Raw genomic sequence first — 17,137 nt, 5'->3', positions numbered from 1 at the left:
CATCGGAGTACCCGGCCAGCCGGGGACTCCTGCCGGACAGCGACGTCCTACGCCAGGGGCTCGCTGAGGTAGCGCTGCAGCGTCGGCGCGTACGCCGCCACCAGCTCGTCGGGGGCCATCGAGGCGAGCGGCTCGGCACGCAGGAGGTAGCGCAGGATGACGACGCCCACCATCTGCGAGGCGACCAGCGCCATCCGCCGCTCCGGGTCGTCGATGCCGAGCCCGCGACCCACCGGGCCGAGCACCATCTGCAGCACCCCGTCGCGGACGAGCCGCTGCCCGCTCGGCTCGGCGAGCCCGCGCACCAGGGCCAGCAGCGGCTGCTGGTTCTGCTCGTCGTCCCAGACGCCGAGGAACACCCGCAGCAGCCGCTCACCGGCGCGGGCAGGCCGCCCTCGAGCACCGGCAGCATGGCCGAGCGCGGGTCGATCGGCAGCTGCAGCGCGGCCAGGAAGAGGTCGTCCTTGGTGCCGAAGTAGTGGTGGACCAGGGCCGCGTCGACGCCGGCGGCTGCGGCGACCGCGCGGATCGACGTACCTCCGTAGCCGCTCGAGGCGAAGAGCTCCCGGGCGGCGCCGAGGATCGCGGCCCTGGTGTCGGGCGCGCCGGGCCGGCGACCGCGACGGGCACGGGCCGGCCCTGTCGTGGAGCCGGTCGTGGAGCTTGTCGTGGAGCCGGTCACGGCGTCGTCACCGCGGAGTGCTCGCGGGCGAACTGCAGCGACTCCAGCAGGTCGCGCTCGCGCTCCTCGCGGCTGCTGCACTTGCGGGTGTTGATCTCCAGCACGATCTCGCCGGCGAACCCGGTGCCGGCCAGGTGTCGCAGGAACTCCGCCGCACCCATCGCGCCACGCCCCGGGACGAGGTGCTCGTCCTTCGCCGAGCCGGTGCCGTCGGTCAGGTGGATGTGGCGCAACCGCTCGCCGAGCCGCACGGCCATGTCGATCGGGTCGGAGCGCGCGATGGCCGCGTGCGACAGGTCGATCGTGGCGTTGGCGTAGGTCTCCCCCGACGGGTCCCAGCCCGGGAGGTACATCTCCATCCCGCGCCGCGAGGACGCCCGCCACGGGTACATGTTCTCCACCGCGAACGCGATGCCGGTGGACTCCTCCAGGGCCGCGATCCCGTTGACGAAGTCGCGGGCGTACTCCTTCTGCCACCGGAACGGCGGGTGCACGACGACCACCGCGGCGCCGACCGCGGCGGCCATCTCGGCCGAGCGCTCGAGCTTGCCCCACGGCTCGGTGCCCCAGACCCGTTGGGTGAAGAGCAGGCACGGCGCGTGGACGGCGCACACGGGCATGTCGTGGTGCTCGGAGAGCTGCTTGACCGCCGACGTCTGCTGGCTCAGCGCGTCGATGCCGACCATGACCTCGACGGCGTCGTAGCCGAGCTGGGCGGCGTAGCCGAAGGCGTGCGCCGTGGACTCCGGGTAGACCGACGCGGTCGACATTCCGATGCGGGGCGCCATGGCTAGCCGAGCACGCTGATCTGGTCGAGGCGCTCCAGGATGACGCCTTCACGCAGCGCCCACGGACAGATCTCGAGCTCGTCGAGGTCGAAGATGTCCATCGCCCCCTCGGCGACCAGGGCGCCCGGCACGATCTGGTGGGTGCGGCTCGCCGAGACCCCGGGCAGGTCGGCCAGCTCCTCCGGCGTCATGTCGACGAGCTTGGGGATCCACTCGCTCAGCTCCTTGCGCGGCAGGCTCCGCGGCACCAGCGGGCCGTCCCCCGACGGGGCCGCCCCGCAGATCCGTGCCAGGGAGCGGAACGTCTTCGAGGTGGCGGCGGCGTGGTCGGGCTTCCCCGCGCGCAGCAGGTGGCCCGCGTCGCGGGCGATGTCGGCGCGGATCTGCTTGCGCAGCTCCCGGATCGCCTCGTCGTCGGGCGGGCCGCCGCCGAAGAAGTCCCGGGCCAGCCGGGCGGCGCCGAGCGGCAGCGACCACGCGACGTCCGGGGACTCGTCGGCGCCGCCGGCGATCTCGAGGGATCCACCGCCGATGTCGAAGACCGCGAGACGGCCGGCCGACCAGCCGAACCAGCGGCGTACGGCGAGGAACGTCAGCCGGGCCTCGTCCTCGCCGGAGAGCACCTCGATGCGCACCCCGGTGGAGTCGTGCACGTGGTCGAGCACGTCGTCACAGTTCCCCGCGTCGCGCACCGCGGAGGTCGCGAAGGCCAGGATGTCCTCGCAGCCCTTGTCCTCGGCCACGACCAGGGCCTGGGCGGTGAAGGCGGTGAGGGCCTTGACGCCCGTCTCGGAGACCGCGCCCTCGTCGTCCAGGTGCTCTGCCAGCCGCAGCGGCTCCTTGTAGGAGTACGCCGGCAGCGGCGCCGCGCCGCCGTGGGCGTCCACCACCAGGAGGTGCCCGGTGTTGGAGCCGATGTCGAGGACGCCCAGCCGCATGGGGCCACGCTACCCGCCGGGTAGGTTGGTGGAGTGCCCGAAGTCGACCTCGTCTTCCCCCGTGCCTTCGTCGAGTTCGCAGACCCGGGCGACGACACCCAGGTGATGCGCTGCGACCTGACCTGGCTCACGTCGAGCTACATGTGCATCTTCGGCCAGGGCTGCCAGGGCATCTACGACTCCTCCCCCGACACCGGCTGCTGCACGTTGGGCGCCCACTTCGCCGACAAGGACGACGAGAAGCGGGTGGCGAGGTTCGTCGACCAGCTCGACGAGACCCAGTGGCAGTTCAAGCCGCGCGGCCGTGCCGTGCGGAAGAAGGACTGGATCGAGACCGACGAGGACGGCGATCGCAAGACGCTCACCGTCGAGGTCGACGGCCAGCAGGCGTGCGTCTTCCACAACCGCGCGGACTTCCACACGGGTGCCGGCTGCGCGTTGCACGGGCTGGCGCTCGAGCAGGGACGCAACCCCCTGGAGACCAAGCCGGACGTGTGCTGGCAGCTGCCGATCCGCCGGACCTTCCGCGAGGTCGAGCGCCAGGACGGCACGACGTACACCGAGGTCTCGATCGGCGAGTACGACCGGCGCGGCTGGGGACCGGGCGGCCACGACCTCGACTGGTACTGCTCGGGCAACACCGAGGCCCACGTCGCCGTCGAGCCCGTCTACATCACCCACGAGCCCGAGCTGACCGAGCTGATGGGCCCCGCGGCGTACGCCGAGCTGGTGCGGCACTGCGAGGCGCACGTGCGGTCGCGGTCGGCGCTGGCGCTGCATCCCGCGGATCCCCGCTGACGGGTCGACCACCTCGCCCACCACCTCGCCCACTACCTCGGCCTGAACTCTTCGGGAACCTATGCGGAACGTCTCGACGTCAAGAGACCCCGACCCCGCTGCGCGAGAGGCCGAACGCGTTGTCGAGAATGCTTGACATGCGCCTGGACCATCTTTCTTACGCCGCAGGACCGGATGGCCTCGCCAGCACTGCCCAGCGCATCGGGGGACTGCTCGGCCGGGACTTCATCGACGGAGGCGTGCACCCACGCTTCGGGACCCGCAACATGATCATGCCGCTCGCTGACGGCACCTACATCGAGATCGTCGAGGTGCTCGACCACCCGGCATCCGACAAGGCCCCCTTCGGCCAGGCCGTGCGGCGCGCTCCGCTCCGCGCTCGGCGGGGGCTGGCTCGGCTGGGTGGTTGCGGTCGACGACATCAGCACGGTCGAGACCCGGCTCGGCCGCGAGGCGGCGGTCGGCAGCCGGCACCGCCCCGACGGCACCGAGCTGCGCTGGCAGCAGATCGGCATCAACGGACTGATCGCCGACCCGCAGCTGCCCTTCTTCATCGAGTGGGACAGCCCCGAGGAGCTCCACCCCAGCAACGGCGCCGACCCGGCGTACTCGCTGGCGTGCCTGGAGATCGCGGGCGACCCGCAGCGGGTCAGCGAGTGGCTCGGCGAGACGGTCGAGGCGCCGCTGGAGGACGTCAAGGTCGAGTGGGTCGCGCCGCACGGCACGCCCGGCATCATCGCCGCGCAGGTCCAGACGCCCCACGGCCTGGTCCGTCTCTGAGCCGTCCGGTCCCCGTGGGGGCGGTGCCGAGCCCCAACATCTGGCACCACACCGCGACCTACGAGCTCGAGAACCGTGCCGTCGACCCCGACGGCCGGCTCGAGGCCTCGATGGAGTCCGTGCTGGACGGACCCGGCTGGGCCGGGCGTGCGGTCCTCGACCTGGGCTGCGGCACCGGCTTCCACCTGCCCCGGTTCGCCACCACTGCCGCGTCGGTGACCGGGGTCGAGCCGCATCCCGACCTCGTGGCCCTGGCCCGTCGGCGCTGCCGCGCGCTCGCGAACGTGTCCGTGCTCCAGGGCACCGCGCAGGCGATCCCGCTGCCCGACGCGTCGGTGGACGTGGCGCACGCCCGGTGGGCCTACTTCTTCGGTCCGGGCTGCGAGCCCGGGCTGGCCGAGCTGGAGCGCGTCGTACGCCGCGGTGGCACGGCGTTCGTCATCGACAACGACGCGACCCGCTCGACGTTCGGGGGGTGGTTCCGGCGCGGCTACCCGCACCTGCCCGCGCCCGAGGTCGTGGAGCGGTTCTGGTCCACCCGGGGCTGGACGCGGGTCCCCGTCGACATCCGCTGGTCCTTCTCCACGCGCGCCGACCTGGAGAGCGTCGTACGCATCGAGCTCACCCGCGAGGTCGCCGACGCGGTCCTCGCGGAGCACGAGGGCACCGAGGTCGACTACGCGGTCAACCTCTGGTGGAAGGGGTTCTGAACTGTCGCAGCCACCGCTAGCTGGACCCACGCACCGCCAGGGTGGGGGTCAGCAGGACGCCCTCGGAGGTCCGATGGGGGTGGCCGAGCAGCCCCTCGAGGGCCTTGACGATCTCGACGGCGACGTCCTCCAGCGGCTGGCGGACCGAGGTCAGCCCCGGGGGCACCACCTGCGCGACCTGGGAGTCGTCGAAGCCGACCACCGCGATGTCGCGCCCGGGGGCCAGGCCACGCTCGGCGAGGGTGTGCAGGACGCCCATGGCCAGCGTGTCCGAGGCGCAGACGAACGCGCTCGGGCGGGCCTCGTCGAGGAGCACTGCGCTCGCCTCTCGGCCGCTGGCCACCGTGTCCTCCACCCGCGAGGCCAGCCCCGTGGTCGGGAGGTCGCGCGAGCGCAGGGCCCGGCTCCAACCCGAACGACGGTCCTCGCCGATCCGTGAGTCCTTGCGCCAGCCGATCCAGGCGATCCGCTGGTGGCCGCGGTCGAGCAGGTGCGTGGTGGCCAGGTCGGCGCCGGCGGCCCCGTCCACGTCGACCCAGGGGTGGGTGGCGTCCGGGTTGTCCCACGGGCGCCCGAAGGCCACGAACGGCGCGCGGCGCAGCTCCAGCCAGGCGGCCTGAGGGTTGCCCAGGTAGGTGTCGGTGACCACGAAGGCGTCCACGGCCGTCGAGCGCAGCAGGTCGTCGTACCCGTCGAGCGGGTCGAGGTGGCTGCCCGCGAAGAGCAGCACGTGGTAGCCCGCCTCGCCCGACGTCTCCACCAGCGAGTGCACGAAGCGGTCCATCGTCGCGTTGGCGGTGCCCTCCTGCGCCGGGTTGATGCGCATCCCGATCAGGTGCGAGGCCCGGGTGCGCAGGTTGCGGGCGGCCCGGTTGGGTGAGTAGCCGAGCTCCTCGATCGCCTCCTGGACGCGGGCCAGGGTGTCGGTGCGCAGCAGGTCGGGGTTGTTGACGGCGTTCGACACCGTCTGGCGCGAGACACCGGCGCGCTCGGCCACGTCGGCGAGCGTCGGCGGGGGCGCAGGGATCCGCCCCAGGCTCCTCGTCATCCGATCGTCCTCCCGCACGTGTCACCCCCCGTCCCGCAGGACTGGAACGTTCCAAAGGGATCATAACCAGACGCACGCCCGCTTCACCCGCACGTGTGGGACTCGTTGTCGGCGCGGTGCCCTAGCGTTCCCGCCATGCCGAAGCCCTCTCGCCCCGCCTTCCGTTGCACCGAGTGCGGTTGGGAGACCGCCAAGTGGGTCGGCCGGTGCGGCGAGTGCCAGGCCTGGGGCTCGGTCGCCGAGGCCGCGGCACCCACGACCCGGGCCGCCGCCGGACCGGTGACCCGTCCGGCGGTGCCGATCGGGCACGTGTCGGCGGAGGACTCGACGTTCCGCACCAGCGGGGTCCCCGAGCTCGACCGGGTGCTCGGCGGCGGCCTGGTCCCGGGTGCCGCGATCCTGCTGGCCGGCGAGCCCGGAGTCGGCAAGAGCACCCTGCTGCTGGAGGTCGCCGCCCAGACGGCGCGCTACCAGCGCCGCACCCTCTACGTCACCGGCGAGGAGTCCGCCTCGCAGGTGCGGCTCCGCGCCGACCGGACCGGCGGTGTCCACGACGAGCTGTTCCTCGCCGCCGAGACCGACCTCGGGGCCGTGCTCACCCACATCGAGGAGGTGCGCCCGACCCTGCTGGTCGTCGACTCCGTCCAGACGATCGGCGCCTCCGGCACCGAGGGCGTGCCGGGCGGGGTCACCCAGGTGAAGGAGGTCGCGGCCGCGCTGATCCGGGTCGCCAAGACCCGCAACATCACCACGGTCATCGTGGGCCACGTGACCAAGGACGGGTCGATCGCCGGCCCCCGCGTCCTGGAGCACCTCGTCGACGTGGTGCTGCACTTCGAGGGCGACCGCAACTCCCGCTTCCGGATGGTGCGGGCGATGAAGAACCGCTTCGGGCCCATCGACGAGGTCGGCTGCTTCGACCTCTCCTCCGAGGGCATCGTGGCGGTCACCGACCCGACCGGCCTGTTCGTGGAGAACCACCACGCCCAGGTCGCCGGCACCTGCGTCGCGGTGACCATGGAGGGTCGGCGCCCGATGCTCGCCGAGGTGCAGGCGCTGGTCACCCCGACCGCCAGCGAGCGGCCCCGGCGCACGACCTCGGGGCTGGACGGCTCCCGGGTCGCGATGGTGCTGGCCGTGCTCCAGCAGCACTGCGGCATCCGGCTGCACTCCCACGACGTCTTCGCCTCCACCGTCGGCGGCGCCCGGATCTCGGAGCCGGCCAGCGACCTGGCGGTGGCGGTGGCGCTGGCCTCGGCCACCACCGGGCACCCGCCGCCGTCCGGCGTGGTGGCCATGGGCGAGATCGGCCTGGCCGGCGAGCTGCGTCGGGTGCGCGACCTGCCCCAGCGGATCGCCGAGGCGGCCCGGCTCGGCTTCCGGGTCGCGGTGGTGCCCATGGAGCCGACCGAACGGCTCACCGGCACGCTGCGCCCGATCGAGGCGGCGGACGCCGCGCCGGTGGTCGACGGCATGCGTGTGGTCTGCGTGCCCGACGTCCACGCGGCCCTGCAGACCCTCAGGCTGTCGCGGGCGGAGCAGGGCCCGCCGCGGCCGTTCTGAGGCGTCTCGTCGAGAGCCCGGGAAGGCAACCCGGCAGACCGGGTCCGGCGACACGCTGCACTCCCCTAGACTGGACACGCGGCCGACCCAATGCCGCAGCCGGAACGGAGGGAACGGCGTGGTGGCCACGGACCGCTCGGACGAGACGTTGCGCCTACGCGCCGCGCTCGCATCCATCGCCCCCGGGACCGCGCTGCGCGACGGGCTGGAGCGCATCCTGCGTGGGCGCACCGGCGCACTGATCGTCCTGGGCTACGACAAGACCGTGGAGTCCATCTCCACCGGCGGCTTCACCCTCGATGTCCCGTTCACCGCCACCGGCCTGCGTGAGCTGGCCAAGATGGACGGCGCGATCATCGTCGACCGCGAGGTCACCCGGATCTATCGGGCCGCCGTGCACCTGATGCCCGACCACACGATCCCGTCGGAGGAGACCGGCACCCGCCACCGCACCGCGGACCGGGTCGCCAAGCAGACCGGCCACCCCGTGATCTCGGTGTCCCAGTCGATGCAGATCATCGCGGCGTACGTCGGCGAGACGCGCCACGTGCTCGAGGACTCCGGCCAGATCCTCTCCCGGGCCAACCAGGCGCTCGCCACCCTGGAGCGCTACAAGCTCCGCCTCGACGAGGTCGCCAGCACCCTCTCCGCGCTGGAGATCGAGGACCTCGTGACCGTGCGCGACGTCGCCGTGGTCGCCCAGCGCCTCGAGATGGTCACCCGAATCGCCCGCGAGATCGAGGACTACGTGCTCGAGCTCGGCACCGACGGCCGCCTGCTGTCGCTGCAGCTGGAGGAGCTCATCACCGGGGTAGACGCCGAGCGCGAGCTGGTGATCCGCGACTACCTGCCCGCCGGTCGGCGCACCCGCACCCCGGAGGCCCTGCTGCAGCGGCTCGAGTCACTCTCCCCCACCGAGCTGGTGGACCCGGCCGCGGCTGCGAAGGCGCTCGGCCTGGGCACCGGCGAGCACCTCGACGGGGCCGTGGCTCCGAGGGGCTACCGCCTGCTCGCGAAGGTGCCCCGGCTCCCCACCTCGGTCGTCGACCGCCTCGTCGACCACTTCGGCACCCTCCAGAAGCTGCTGTCGGCCGGGATCGACGACCTCCAGGCCGTCGAGGGGGTCGGTGAGCTCCGCGCCCGCAGTGTGCGCGAGGGACTCTCCCGGCTGGCCGAGTCGACGATCCTCGAGCGTTACGTCTGATCCGTCGCCGCGGCGCTTGCCCGACCGGGGTCAGCGCCGCGCGCTCAGTCGACCGTGGACGACGGGGAGGACGAGGGCGACGACGACGGTGACACCACCGGGCGCCCGGACGGCGTCTGGTGGGGCGACTGGTGCGGCGAGGGCGACCGCGTGATCACCTGGCCGGTCGGCGCCTCCAGCTTGAACTGCTCCTCGGCGGGCTCGCCGGCCAGGGCCGCGACCTCGACGTGGTAGTAGCCCGGCATCGCCCACCCCGCCTGCCGCGAGCACTGGTCGTCGGAGCGCTTCGCGTCCGGCCAGGTCATCTTCAGCGACGTCGAGGTGTCGCGCCGGACGACGACCTCCTGGTCCGGGACCGCCCGCGGGCACTGCCGTGTGGACCAGATGTCGTCGGCGCCCGAGGTGATCTTCATCGTGAGCGTCTTGGGCGAGACCTCCCAGGTGCAGGCCTCGGCCTCGATGGTGCGCAGGTGCAGCACGATCTCGACGTCGCGACCGGCGACGGGGTCCTTGGCCTCCGGGCTCACGGAGATGTCCTGGTCCGCGCACGGCCCCGTGGGCTCGGCGAGCACGGGGGCCTGGGCCGAGCCGTGCTTGCCGGGGTGCAGGGTCACGCTGTCGCTCGGCACCCCGAGGGCAGGGGTGGTGGCGGTGGCCGAGGGGCTCTGGTCGGCGGCCACCTGCTGGGCCTCGGGATCCGACGACGCGTCGCTGCCCGCGCCGAGCAGGCGGGCGATGGCGAAGACGAGCAGCAGCGCGGAGCCGAGGACCAGGACGCGACGCCGCCAGTACACGCGGGCCGGCAGCGGACCACGGGTGAGGCGCGACATGGCGCAACGCTAACCAGCGATCCGTCGCGCTTCGCGGAGCCACACCGGGGATCTCGCACGTGGCGTGTCGAGTTCTGCCACCCGACCACGCAGCAGCCGCGCCGACGCCGGAGAATGGCCCCGATGAGCGATCTCCACGAGCCGATCCTGGCGTGGTACGACGAGCACGCGCGCGACCTGCCGTGGCGCTCGACCTCGGCGAGCCCCTGGTCGGTGATGGTCTCGGAGTTCATGCTCCAGCAGACACCGGTGGCACGCGTGCTCCCGGTCCACGAGGCCTGGCTGCAACGCTGGCCGACCCCGGCGGCGATGGCGGCCGAGACGTCCGGCGAGGCGGTCCGGGCCTGGGGCAGGCTCGGCTACCCCCGTCGCGCGCTCCGGCTGCACGCGGCTGCCACGACCATCGTCGAGCGGCACGGCGGCGAGGTGCCGGCCTCCTACGACGACCTGCGGGATCTGCCCGGGGTCGGCGACTACACCGCGGCCGCGATCGCGACGTTCGCGCACGGCCGCCGGCACGTCGTCCTCGACACCAACGTGCGTCGGGTCCTGACCCGCGTCGCGACCGGGGCCGAGTTCCCCGCCGCCTCGGTCACCAAGGGCGAGCGCACCCTGGCCGCCGAGCTGCTTCCGACCGACGAGCCCACCGCGGCCACCTGGTCGGTCGCGGTCATGGAGCTCGGCGCGCTGGTCTGCACGGCCGCGAACCCTCGGTGCCACTCCTGCCCGGTCGCCGACCGGTGTGCGTGGCGCGCGGCCGGCCACCCGGCGTACGACGGCCCGCCGCGCAAGGTGCAGAGCTGGGCGGGCACCGACCGCCAGTGTCGCGGCCGGCTGCTCGCGGTCCTGCGCGACGCCGAGGGCGAGGTCAGCCAGGACCGGCTCGACGCGGCCTGGTCCGAGGAGCTCCAGCGGGCTCGCTGCCTGGCCAGCCTGGTCGAGGACGGGCTGGTCGCCCGTACCCCGCGCGGCAGCTACGCCCTCCCCTGACCCCGACTGCCCGGGACGTCGTACGGCCCGGTCGCAGGAGCGACCGGGCCGTATGACGCAGGCTGGAGGGCTGGAAGCCCGTCAGTCGTTGTCGGGGGACTTGGGCACGTCGATCGGGCCGGGCTCGTCACCCTCGTCGGTGGCGGTCTCGCCCGGGGCGAGCTCGACACCGGCGGTCTCGAACGGCGGCAGGTCCGGCAGGCTGCCGACCTTCTGCCCGTGGAAGGTGAACGTGGCGTCGGGCCCCTCACCCTCGACGCCCACGAGCACGATCTGGCCCGGACCGACCTCCCCGTAGAGCATCTTCTCCGCGAGGGTGTCCTCGATCTCGCGCTGGACGGTGCGACGCAGCGGGCGCGCACCCAGCACGGGGTCGAAGCCCCGCTGAGCCAGGAGGTTCTTGGCCGGCTGGGTCAGCTCGAGCTGCATGTCCCGGTCCTTCAGGCGCAGCTCCACCGCGGCGATCATGTTGTCCACCATCGAGATGATCTGCTCCTGCGACAGCGGCGGGAACACGATGATCTCGTCGACGCGGTTGAGGAACTCCGGCCGGAAGTGCTGCTTGAGCTCCTCGGAGACCTTCGCCTTCATCCGGTCGTAGGAACCGGCCGCGTCACCGCTCTGCTGGAAGCCGAGGTTGATGCCCTTGGCGATGTCCCTGGTGCCGAGGTTGGTGGTCATGATGATGACGGTGTTCTTGAAGTCGACCACCCGGCCCTGGGAGTCGGTCAGGCGACCCTCCTCCAGGATCTGCAGGAGGCTGTTGAAGATGTCCGGGTGCGCCTTCTCGACCTCGTCGAAGAGCACGACCGAGAACGGCTTGCGCCGCACCTTCTCGGTCAGCTGGCCACCCTCTTCGTAGCCGACGTAGCCGGGGGGCGAGCCGAACAGCCGCGAGACCGTGTGCTTCTCGCCGAACTCGCTCATGTCGAGCTGGATCAGCGCGTCCTCGTCGCCGAAGAGGAACTCCGCGAGCGTCTTGGACAGCCAGGTCTTCCCGACACCGGAGGGTCCGGCGAAGATGAACGAGCCGCCGGGACGCTTGGGGTCCTTCAGACCGGCACGGGTACGACGGATCGCCCGGGAGAGCGCCTTGACGGCCTCCTCCTGGCCGATGACGCGCTTGTGGAGCTCGTCCTCCATCTTGAGCAGCCGGGTGGACTCCTCCTCGGACAGCTTCACGATCGGGATGCCCGTGGCCACGGCCAGGACCTCGGCGATCAGCTCCTCGTCGACCTCCGCGACCTCGTCCATGTCGCCGGCGCGCCACTGCTTCTCGCGCTCGAGCTTCTTGGCGGTCAGCTGCTTCTCCTCGTCGCGCAGGCGCGCGGCCGCCTCGAAGTCCTGGCCGTCGATGGCGGCCTCCTTGCGCTGCCGCACGTCGCCGATCTTCTCGTCGTACTCGCGCAGGTCGGCGGGGGCGGTCATCCGGCGGATCCGCAGCCGCGAGCCGGCCTCGTCGATCAGGTCGATGGCCTTGTCGGGCAGGAAGCGGTCGGAGATGTAGCGGTCGGCCAGCGTCGCCGCCGAGACCAGCGCCTCGTCGGTGATGGTGACCCGGTGGTGCGCCTCGTAGCGGTCGCGCAGGCCCTTGAGCATCTCGATGGTGTGCGCGATCGAGGGCTCGGAGACCTGGATCGGCTGGAACCGGCGCTCGAGGGCGGCGTCCTTCTCGAGGTACTTGCGGTACTCGTCGAGGGTGGTCGCGCCGATGGTCTGCAGCTCGCCGCGGGCCAGCATCGGCTTGAGGATGCTGGCGGCGTCGATCGCGCCCTCGGCCGCGCCGGCGCCGACGAGGGTGTGGATCTCGTCGATGAACAGCACGATGTCGCCGCGGGTGCGGATCTCCTTGAGGACCTTCTTCAGCCGCTCCTCGAAGTCACCGCGGTAGCGCGACCCGGCCACCAGCGCGCCGAGGTCGAGCGTGTAGATCTGCTTGTCCTTCAGCGTCTCGGGGACGTTGCCCTTGACGATGTCCTGGGCCAGGCCCTCGACGATGGTCGTCTTGCCGACGCCCGGCTCGCCGATCAGGACCGGGTTGTTCTTCGTACGGCGGGACAGGATCTGCATGACCCGCTCGATCTCCTGCTCCCGGCCGATGACCGGGTCCAGCTTGCCCTCGCGGGCGTCCTGGGTGAGGTTGCGACCGAACTGGTCGAGCACCAGCGAGGACGAGGGCGCGTCGCTCGACGAGCCGCTCGTGGCGGCCCCCGACGACGCGGACTCCTTGCCCTGGAAGCCCGAGAGGAGCTGGATGACCTGCTGACGGACACGGTTCAGGTCGGCGCCGAGCTTCTGCAGCACCTGCGCCGCGACGCCCTCACCCTCGCGGATCAGGCCGAGCAGGATGTGCTCGGTCCCGATGTAGGAATGGCCGAGCTGCAGCGCCTCGCGCAGGGACAGCTCGAGCACCTTCTTGGCGCGCGGCGTGAACGGGATGTGGCCGCTGGGGGCCTGCTGGCCCTGGCCGATGATCTCCTCGACCTGGGCGCGGACCGCCTCCAGCGAGATGTCGAGGCTCTCGAGAGCCTTGGCGGCGACGCCCTCACCCTCGTGGATCAGGCCGAGCAGGATGTGCTCCGTCCCGATGTAGTTGTGGGAGAGCATGCGGGCCTCTTCCTGGGCCAGCACGACCACCCGGCGGGCTCGGTCTGTGAACCGCTCGAACATGCGCAACTCTCCTCAGGAGTTCGGGGCCGTCCCGCTCATTTGATCGTCGGGACCGGACAGGTGAACTAACCCCGTCCACAGCCTACGCGTTCCCGAAGGGCAGGTAATCACGCTCCGCTCTGAGCGAACAGGCCCGTGGTCACCTCCCCCGAAATGCGACCGAGTCGGCGTGAAGTTCCCTGACTGGCGGACACTTCACGCCGACTCGGCGTGGTGCGGGTGGCTCAGTGAGCCGCGTCGAAGGCCTCACGGACCTCGGCGGAGACGCGTCCACGATCGGGCACGTCGAAGCCGTTGGATCGGGCCCAGTCCCGGATCTCCCTGGCGCTCGGACCACCGGCTGCGGCCGCAGCTCCCGACGATCGACGACCGCGGCGGGAGGCGGACCCGACCTTGCGCGCGTGGCCCACGAACTCGGCGAGCGCGTCGCGCAGGCGGGCGGCGTTCGCGTCGTTCAGGTCGATCTCGTACGACGTTCCGTCGAGGCCGAAGGAGACCGACTCGGTCGCCTCGCTGCCGTCGAGGTCGTCGACGAGAACGATGTGCACCTTCTGAGCCATGGGATTACCTCGTTTTCGTTCCAAGGAATTCGAATCAACGAATTGATCATGCCATGAAAGGAATTCGTTCCGTCACCGGTCCCCGCCATTTGTCGCACCGATCGTGAACCCGAACTCGGCCCACACCCGGCAGCGGATGAGAGCCGTCACGGTGCCGGTTATCGAAGTTGCGGCCCGGCTCAGGTGCTGCCTGTATCAGGTGTTGCGGGCGAACACCATCTCGAGCCCGCGCAGCGTGAGCCATGGAGCGTGGTCGGTGAAGCAGCGACATTCCTCGAGCACCAACGGTGCGAGATAACCGGTCGCGATCACCCGCACGTCCTCATCCGTCACGCCGAGCTCGGCGATCATTCGGGCGACAATTCCCTCGACCTGGCTGGCGACACCGAAGACCATTCCCGACTGCAACGCCTCGACGGTGTTCTTGGCGATCACCGAACGCGGTCGCAGCAATTCCACCTTGCGGAGCTGGGCGCCTCTCCGGCCGAGCGCCTCCAGCGATATCTCGATTCCCGGGGCGATGGCGCCGCCGACGTACTGGCCGCGCGCGCTGACCACGTCGAACGTCGTGGCGGTCCCGCCGAAGTCGACGACGATCGCCGGGCCGCCGTAGTCCGTCGCGGCAGCCAGCGCGTTGATGATCCGGTCCGAGCCCACCTCGCGAGGGTTGTCCATCAGCACGGGGACGCCGGTCCGGACACCGGGCTCGACCACCACCCGGGGGACGTCGGGGAAGTGACCGGCGAGCATCTCGCGCCATTCGTGCAGCACCGCCGGGACCGTCGCGCAGACGGCGATACCGTCCACCTTGGCCAGGTCGTCGCCCAGCAGTCCCTTGAGGACCACCGACCAGTCGTCGGAGGTGCGCCGCTCGTCGGTCGCGACCCGCCAGTCCGCGACCACGTCCCCGTTCTCGAGGAGGCCGAGGACGGTGTGGCTGTTGCCGATGTCGGCCGCGAGCAGCGCCATCAGCTCACGCTTGCTCTTGGAGGTCCAGGCCGAGGTCGAAGACCTTCACCGAGTGGGTCAGCGCGCCCACCGAGATGAAGTCGACGCCGGTCTCGGCCACCTCCCGGGCCCGCTCGAAGGTGAGCCCGCCGGACGCCTCGAGGGTGGCGCGTTGCCCGACCAGCCGCACCGCCTCGGCCATCGTCGGGCAGTCCATGTTGTCGAGGAGGATCCGCTCGCATCCCGCATCCAGCAGCTCGCGCAGCTGGCCGAGGTCGGTCACCTCGACCTCCACGGGAAGGTCCGGGTAGGCCGAGCGGACAGCCTGGTACGCCGGGACCACGCCCCCGGCCGCGACGACGTGGTTGTCCTTGACCAGCGCCATGTCGGAGAGGCTGAACCGGTGGTTGAGGCCGCCGCCACAGCGCACGGCGTACTTCTGCAGGGCGCGGTAGGTCGGCAGCGTCTTGCGGGTGTCGAGCACCCGGGCCCGGGTCCCGTCGAGTGCCGCGACCCAGGCGGCCGTGGCGGTCGCGACGCCGGAGAGGTGGGAGGCGTAGTTGAGCGCGGTGCGCTCCGCGGTGAGCAAGCCACGGATCGGGCCGGACACGCGCATCACGACGTCGCCCGGGGCGACCGTGCTTCCGTCGGCGACCCGGTCGGTGACCTTGACGTCGTCGCCCATCACGTAGTGGAAGACCAGCGCCGCGACCGTGAGACCGGCGACCACGCCCGGCTCGCGGGTGGCCAGGTCGGCGGTCCCACGGGCCGTGTCCGGGATCGTGGCCGCGCTGGTCACGTCCTCGCCCGGGAGGTCCTCGGCGATGGCGAGGACGACGGCGTCGTAGACCGAGCGGGCGTCCAGGCCCGCGAGCGTGAGCTCCCCGAGCAGTCCGGCGGGGAGGGCGTCGTACGGCGTACGCACGATCGTCACGGGGTAGCTCCTTCAACGAGGTGGTCGGTGGCGGGGGCAGGCCGGAAGGCGAGCGTCGTCTCGCCGTCGACCATCACGGCGTCGAAGTGGCCGGCCCAGAGCTCGTCGTCACGCTCCGGGAAGTCCTCGCGCCAGTGCGACCCGCGCGTCTCCTCGCGCAGGGCGGCCGCCCCCGCGAGCGCGGCGCTGATCGTGAGCAGGTTGGTGGTCTCCCAGGCCTCCTGGCTGACCTCCTCGGCCGCGGCTCCGGCGACCTTGTCGAGCATCAGGGCGGCCTCGGCGAGCCCGTCGGCGCTGCGCAGCACCCCGACCCGGGAGGTCATCACCTCCTGCAGCTCACGGCGCACCGACCCGGGGACGAGTCCCGCGGTGCGGGTGTCCTCGACCGGGTCGGACCAGGGCCGCAGCTCGTCGGGCAGCACCGTCGCGATGCGTCGCGAGAAGACGAGCCCCTCGAGCAGGGAGTTCGACGCGAGCCGGTTGGCACCGTGCACGCCCGAGCAGGCGACCTCGCCGGTGGCGTACAGCCCGGCCACGTCGGTGCGTCCCCACAGGTCGGTCCGCACGCCGCCCGAGGCGTAGTGGCAGGCGGGGGCGACGGGGATCAGGTCGGTGACCGGGTCGACGCCGTGCGACCGCGCGGTGGCCAGGATCGTCGGGAAGCGGCGCTCCCAGAACTCCGCTCCGAGGTGGCGGGCGTCGAGCCACATGTGCGGCTGGCCGGTCTCGTTCATGCGCCGGGTGATCGCCTTGGCCACGACGTCGCGGGGGGCGAGGTCGGCGAGCTCGTGGACGCCCTGCATGAAGCGGTTGCCCCCCTCCTCGGGCAGAGCGTCGACGAGGAACGCGCCCTCGCCGCGCACCGCCTCGGAGATCAGCGGCTGCTGGCCGCGGGAATCGGGGCCGAGGTACATCACGGTGGGGTGGAACTGGACGAACTCCAGGTCGCGCAGCGCAGCGCCCGCGCGCAGCGCCACCGCCATCCCGTCCCCGGTCGAGACGGCCGGGTTGGTCGTCTGGGAGAAGACCTGGCCCAGACCGCCGCTGGCCAGGACCACCGCCCGGCAGTGGACCGCGCCGACGCCGTCGCGCTGGCCCTCCCCCATCACGTGCAGGGTGACCCCGGCAATCCCGCCGGCGTCGTCGAGGAGGAGGTCGACGGCGAGGGCGTGCTGGACCACCTCGATCTCCGGCGCCTGCTCGATCGCGGCGATGAGGGCGCGCTGGATCTCGGCCCCGGTGGCGTCGCCACCCGCGTGCGCGATCCGGTCGCGGTGGTGACCGCCCTCGCGGGTCAGCGAGAGCTCGCCGTCGGGGTCGTGGTCGAAGCGGGTGCCGAGCGCGATGAGCTCGTGGACCGCCTCGGGACCCTCGTTGACCAGGACGCGCACGGCCTCGAGGTCGCAGGCACCGGCACCGGCGACCAGGGTGTCGTGCTCGTGCTGGGCGGGGGTGTCGCCGGGGCCGAGGGCGGCGGCGATCCCGCCCTGCGCCCACTGCGTCGAGCCCGCGGCGAGCACGTCCTTGGTCACCACCAGGATCTTCTCGACCTTGCCGCGCAGGCGTAGCGCGGCGGTCAGCCCGGCGATGCCGGAGCCGATGACGACGACGTCGGAGGTCGTCGTCCACCCGGGCGGGGGCGCCGTGAGGCGACCGGGGACCCGGCGAAGGGGGGCGTCAGCCATTCATGCAGG

Annotated in this window: 16 protein-coding genes and 2 pseudogenes; 7 read left to right on the top strand and 11 right to left on the bottom strand. The window is 72.0% G+C overall.

Annotation, left to right across the window (positions count from 1 at the left end):
• Positions 1-47: 47 nt before the first annotated feature.
• The 4 genes and pseudogenes from H0S67_RS24270 to H0S67_RS02845 all read right to left on the bottom strand — a co-directional run bounded on the left by H0S67_RS24270 (position 48) and on the right by H0S67_RS02845 (position 2,408).
• Positions 48-359, bottom strand: a complete 312-nt coding sequence (locus H0S67_RS24270; RefSeq protein WP_246355069.1) for a TetR/AcrR family transcriptional regulator — start codon at positions 357-359, stop codon at positions 48-50.
• Positions 360-502: 143 nt separating this feature from the next.
• Positions 503-682 (bottom strand): annotated as a pseudogene (locus tag H0S67_RS24265) (TetR family transcriptional regulator); the annotation flags it as partial.
• On the bottom strand, positions 679-1,470 hold the full coding sequence (locus tag H0S67_RS02850; RefSeq protein ID WP_180935368.1) for a sugar phosphate isomerase/epimerase family protein: 792 nt from the start codon (positions 1,468-1,470) through the stop codon (positions 679-681). The gene H0S67_RS02850 and the pseudogene H0S67_RS24265, both read right to left, overlap by 4 nt.
• Before the next feature lie 2 nt (positions 1,471-1,472).
• Positions 1,473-2,408 (bottom strand): Ppx/GppA family phosphatase, encoded by a 936-nt coding sequence (locus tag H0S67_RS02845; protein ID WP_180935367.1) that lies wholly within the window; start codon positions 2,406-2,408, stop codon positions 1,473-1,475.
• Positions 2,409-2,441: 33 nt separating this feature from the next.
• On the opposite strand from H0S67_RS02845, the gene H0S67_RS02840 reads away from it, so the two are divergent.
• The 4 genes and pseudogenes from H0S67_RS02840 (at position 2,442) to H0S67_RS02830 (ending at position 4,696) form a co-directional block, all read left to right on the top strand.
• A complete protein-coding gene (locus tag H0S67_RS02840; protein WP_180935366.1) occupies positions 2,442-3,206 on the top strand; it encodes a DUF3109 family protein in 765 nt (254 codons plus the stop codon).
• A gap of 128 nt (positions 3,207-3,334) precedes the next feature.
• Positions 3,335-3,538: pseudogene (locus tag H0S67_RS27165) on the top strand (VOC family protein); the annotation flags it as partial.
• A gap of 70 nt (positions 3,539-3,608) precedes the next feature.
• Positions 3,609-3,986: a VOC family protein gene (locus H0S67_RS02835; protein WP_425489872.1), complete on the top strand. Its 378-nt coding sequence runs from the start codon at positions 3,609-3,611 to the stop codon at positions 3,984-3,986.
• A gap of 23 nt (positions 3,987-4,009) precedes the next feature.
• Positions 4,010-4,696, top strand: coding sequence for a class I SAM-dependent methyltransferase (locus H0S67_RS02830; protein ID WP_246355068.1), 687 nt, complete (start codon positions 4,010-4,012; stop codon positions 4,694-4,696).
• Positions 4,697-4,712: 16 nt separating this feature from the next.
• On the opposite strand, the gene H0S67_RS02825 is transcribed toward H0S67_RS02830, so the two are convergent.
• Positions 4,713-5,744 carry a LacI family DNA-binding transcriptional regulator gene (locus H0S67_RS02825; RefSeq protein ID WP_180935365.1) on the bottom strand — a complete coding sequence of 344 codons (1,032 nt, stop codon included), beginning with the start codon at positions 5,742-5,744 and terminating at the stop codon, positions 4,713-4,715.
• A gap of 135 nt (positions 5,745-5,879) precedes the next feature.
• Between H0S67_RS02825 and radA the strand changes: the two genes are divergently transcribed.
• Together radA and disA are read left to right on the top strand one after the other, a co-directional pair.
• The gene (radA, locus tag H0S67_RS02820; RefSeq protein WP_180935364.1) at positions 5,880-7,307 is read left to right on the top strand and encodes a DNA repair protein RadA; all 1,428 of its coding nucleotides are present in this window, start codon (positions 5,880-5,882) and stop codon (positions 7,305-7,307) included.
• A gap of 121 nt (positions 7,308-7,428) precedes the next feature.
• Complete coding sequence (gene disA, locus H0S67_RS02815; protein ID WP_180936705.1) at positions 7,429-8,511, top strand: DNA integrity scanning diadenylate cyclase DisA; 1,083 nt, start codon at positions 7,429-7,431, stop codon at positions 8,509-8,511.
• Positions 8,512-8,555: 44 nt separating this feature from the next.
• Here disA and H0S67_RS02810 read toward each other — a convergent pair whose 3' ends face one another.
• Complete coding sequence (locus tag H0S67_RS02810; protein WP_180935363.1) at positions 8,556-9,341, bottom strand: hypothetical protein; 786 nt, start codon at positions 9,339-9,341, stop codon at positions 8,556-8,558.
• Between the two features lie 123 nt (positions 9,342-9,464).
• On the opposite strand from H0S67_RS02810, the gene H0S67_RS02805 reads away from it, so the two are divergent.
• Positions 9,465-10,331: an HhH-GPD family protein gene (locus H0S67_RS02805; RefSeq protein ID WP_180935362.1), complete on the top strand. Its 867-nt coding sequence runs from the start codon at positions 9,465-9,467 to the stop codon at positions 10,329-10,331.
• Positions 10,332-10,412: 81 nt separating this feature from the next.
• Here H0S67_RS02805 and H0S67_RS02800 read toward each other — a convergent pair whose 3' ends face one another.
• From H0S67_RS02800 to H0S67_RS02780, 5 genes are all read right to left on the bottom strand, one after another.
• Positions 10,413-13,001 (bottom strand): ATP-dependent Clp protease ATP-binding subunit, encoded by a 2,589-nt coding sequence (locus H0S67_RS02800; protein WP_180935361.1) that lies wholly within the window; start codon positions 12,999-13,001, stop codon positions 10,413-10,415.
• Between the two features lie 224 nt (positions 13,002-13,225).
• Positions 13,226-13,561 carry a histone-like nucleoid-structuring protein Lsr2 gene (locus H0S67_RS02795; protein ID WP_180935360.1) on the bottom strand — a complete coding sequence of 112 codons (336 nt, stop codon included), beginning with the start codon at positions 13,559-13,561 and terminating at the stop codon, positions 13,226-13,228.
• Between the two features lie 195 nt (positions 13,562-13,756).
• Positions 13,757-14,530, bottom strand: a complete 774-nt coding sequence (locus H0S67_RS02790; protein ID WP_180935359.1) for a type III pantothenate kinase — start codon at positions 14,528-14,530, stop codon at positions 13,757-13,759.
• A gap of 4 nt (positions 14,531-14,534) precedes the next feature.
• The gene (gene nadC, locus H0S67_RS02785; protein WP_180935358.1) at positions 14,535-15,443 is read right to left on the bottom strand and encodes a carboxylating nicotinate-nucleotide diphosphorylase; all 909 of its coding nucleotides are present in this window, start codon (positions 15,441-15,443) and stop codon (positions 14,535-14,537) included.
• A complete protein-coding gene (locus H0S67_RS02780) occupies positions 15,440-17,128 on the bottom strand; it encodes an L-aspartate oxidase (protein WP_180935357.1) in 1,689 nt (562 codons plus the stop codon). The genes nadC and H0S67_RS02780 overlap by 4 nt, the downstream gene beginning before the upstream one ends.
• Positions 17,129-17,137: the final 9 nt, after the last annotated feature.

Source organism: Nocardioides ungokensis (assembly GCF_013466985.1).
Classification (GTDB): Bacteria; Actinomycetota; Actinomycetes; order Propionibacteriales; family Nocardioidaceae; genus Nocardioides; species Nocardioides ungokensis.
The sequence above is the reverse complement of the archived record's forward strand: the minus strand, read 5'-3'. Positions and strand labels throughout refer to the sequence as shown.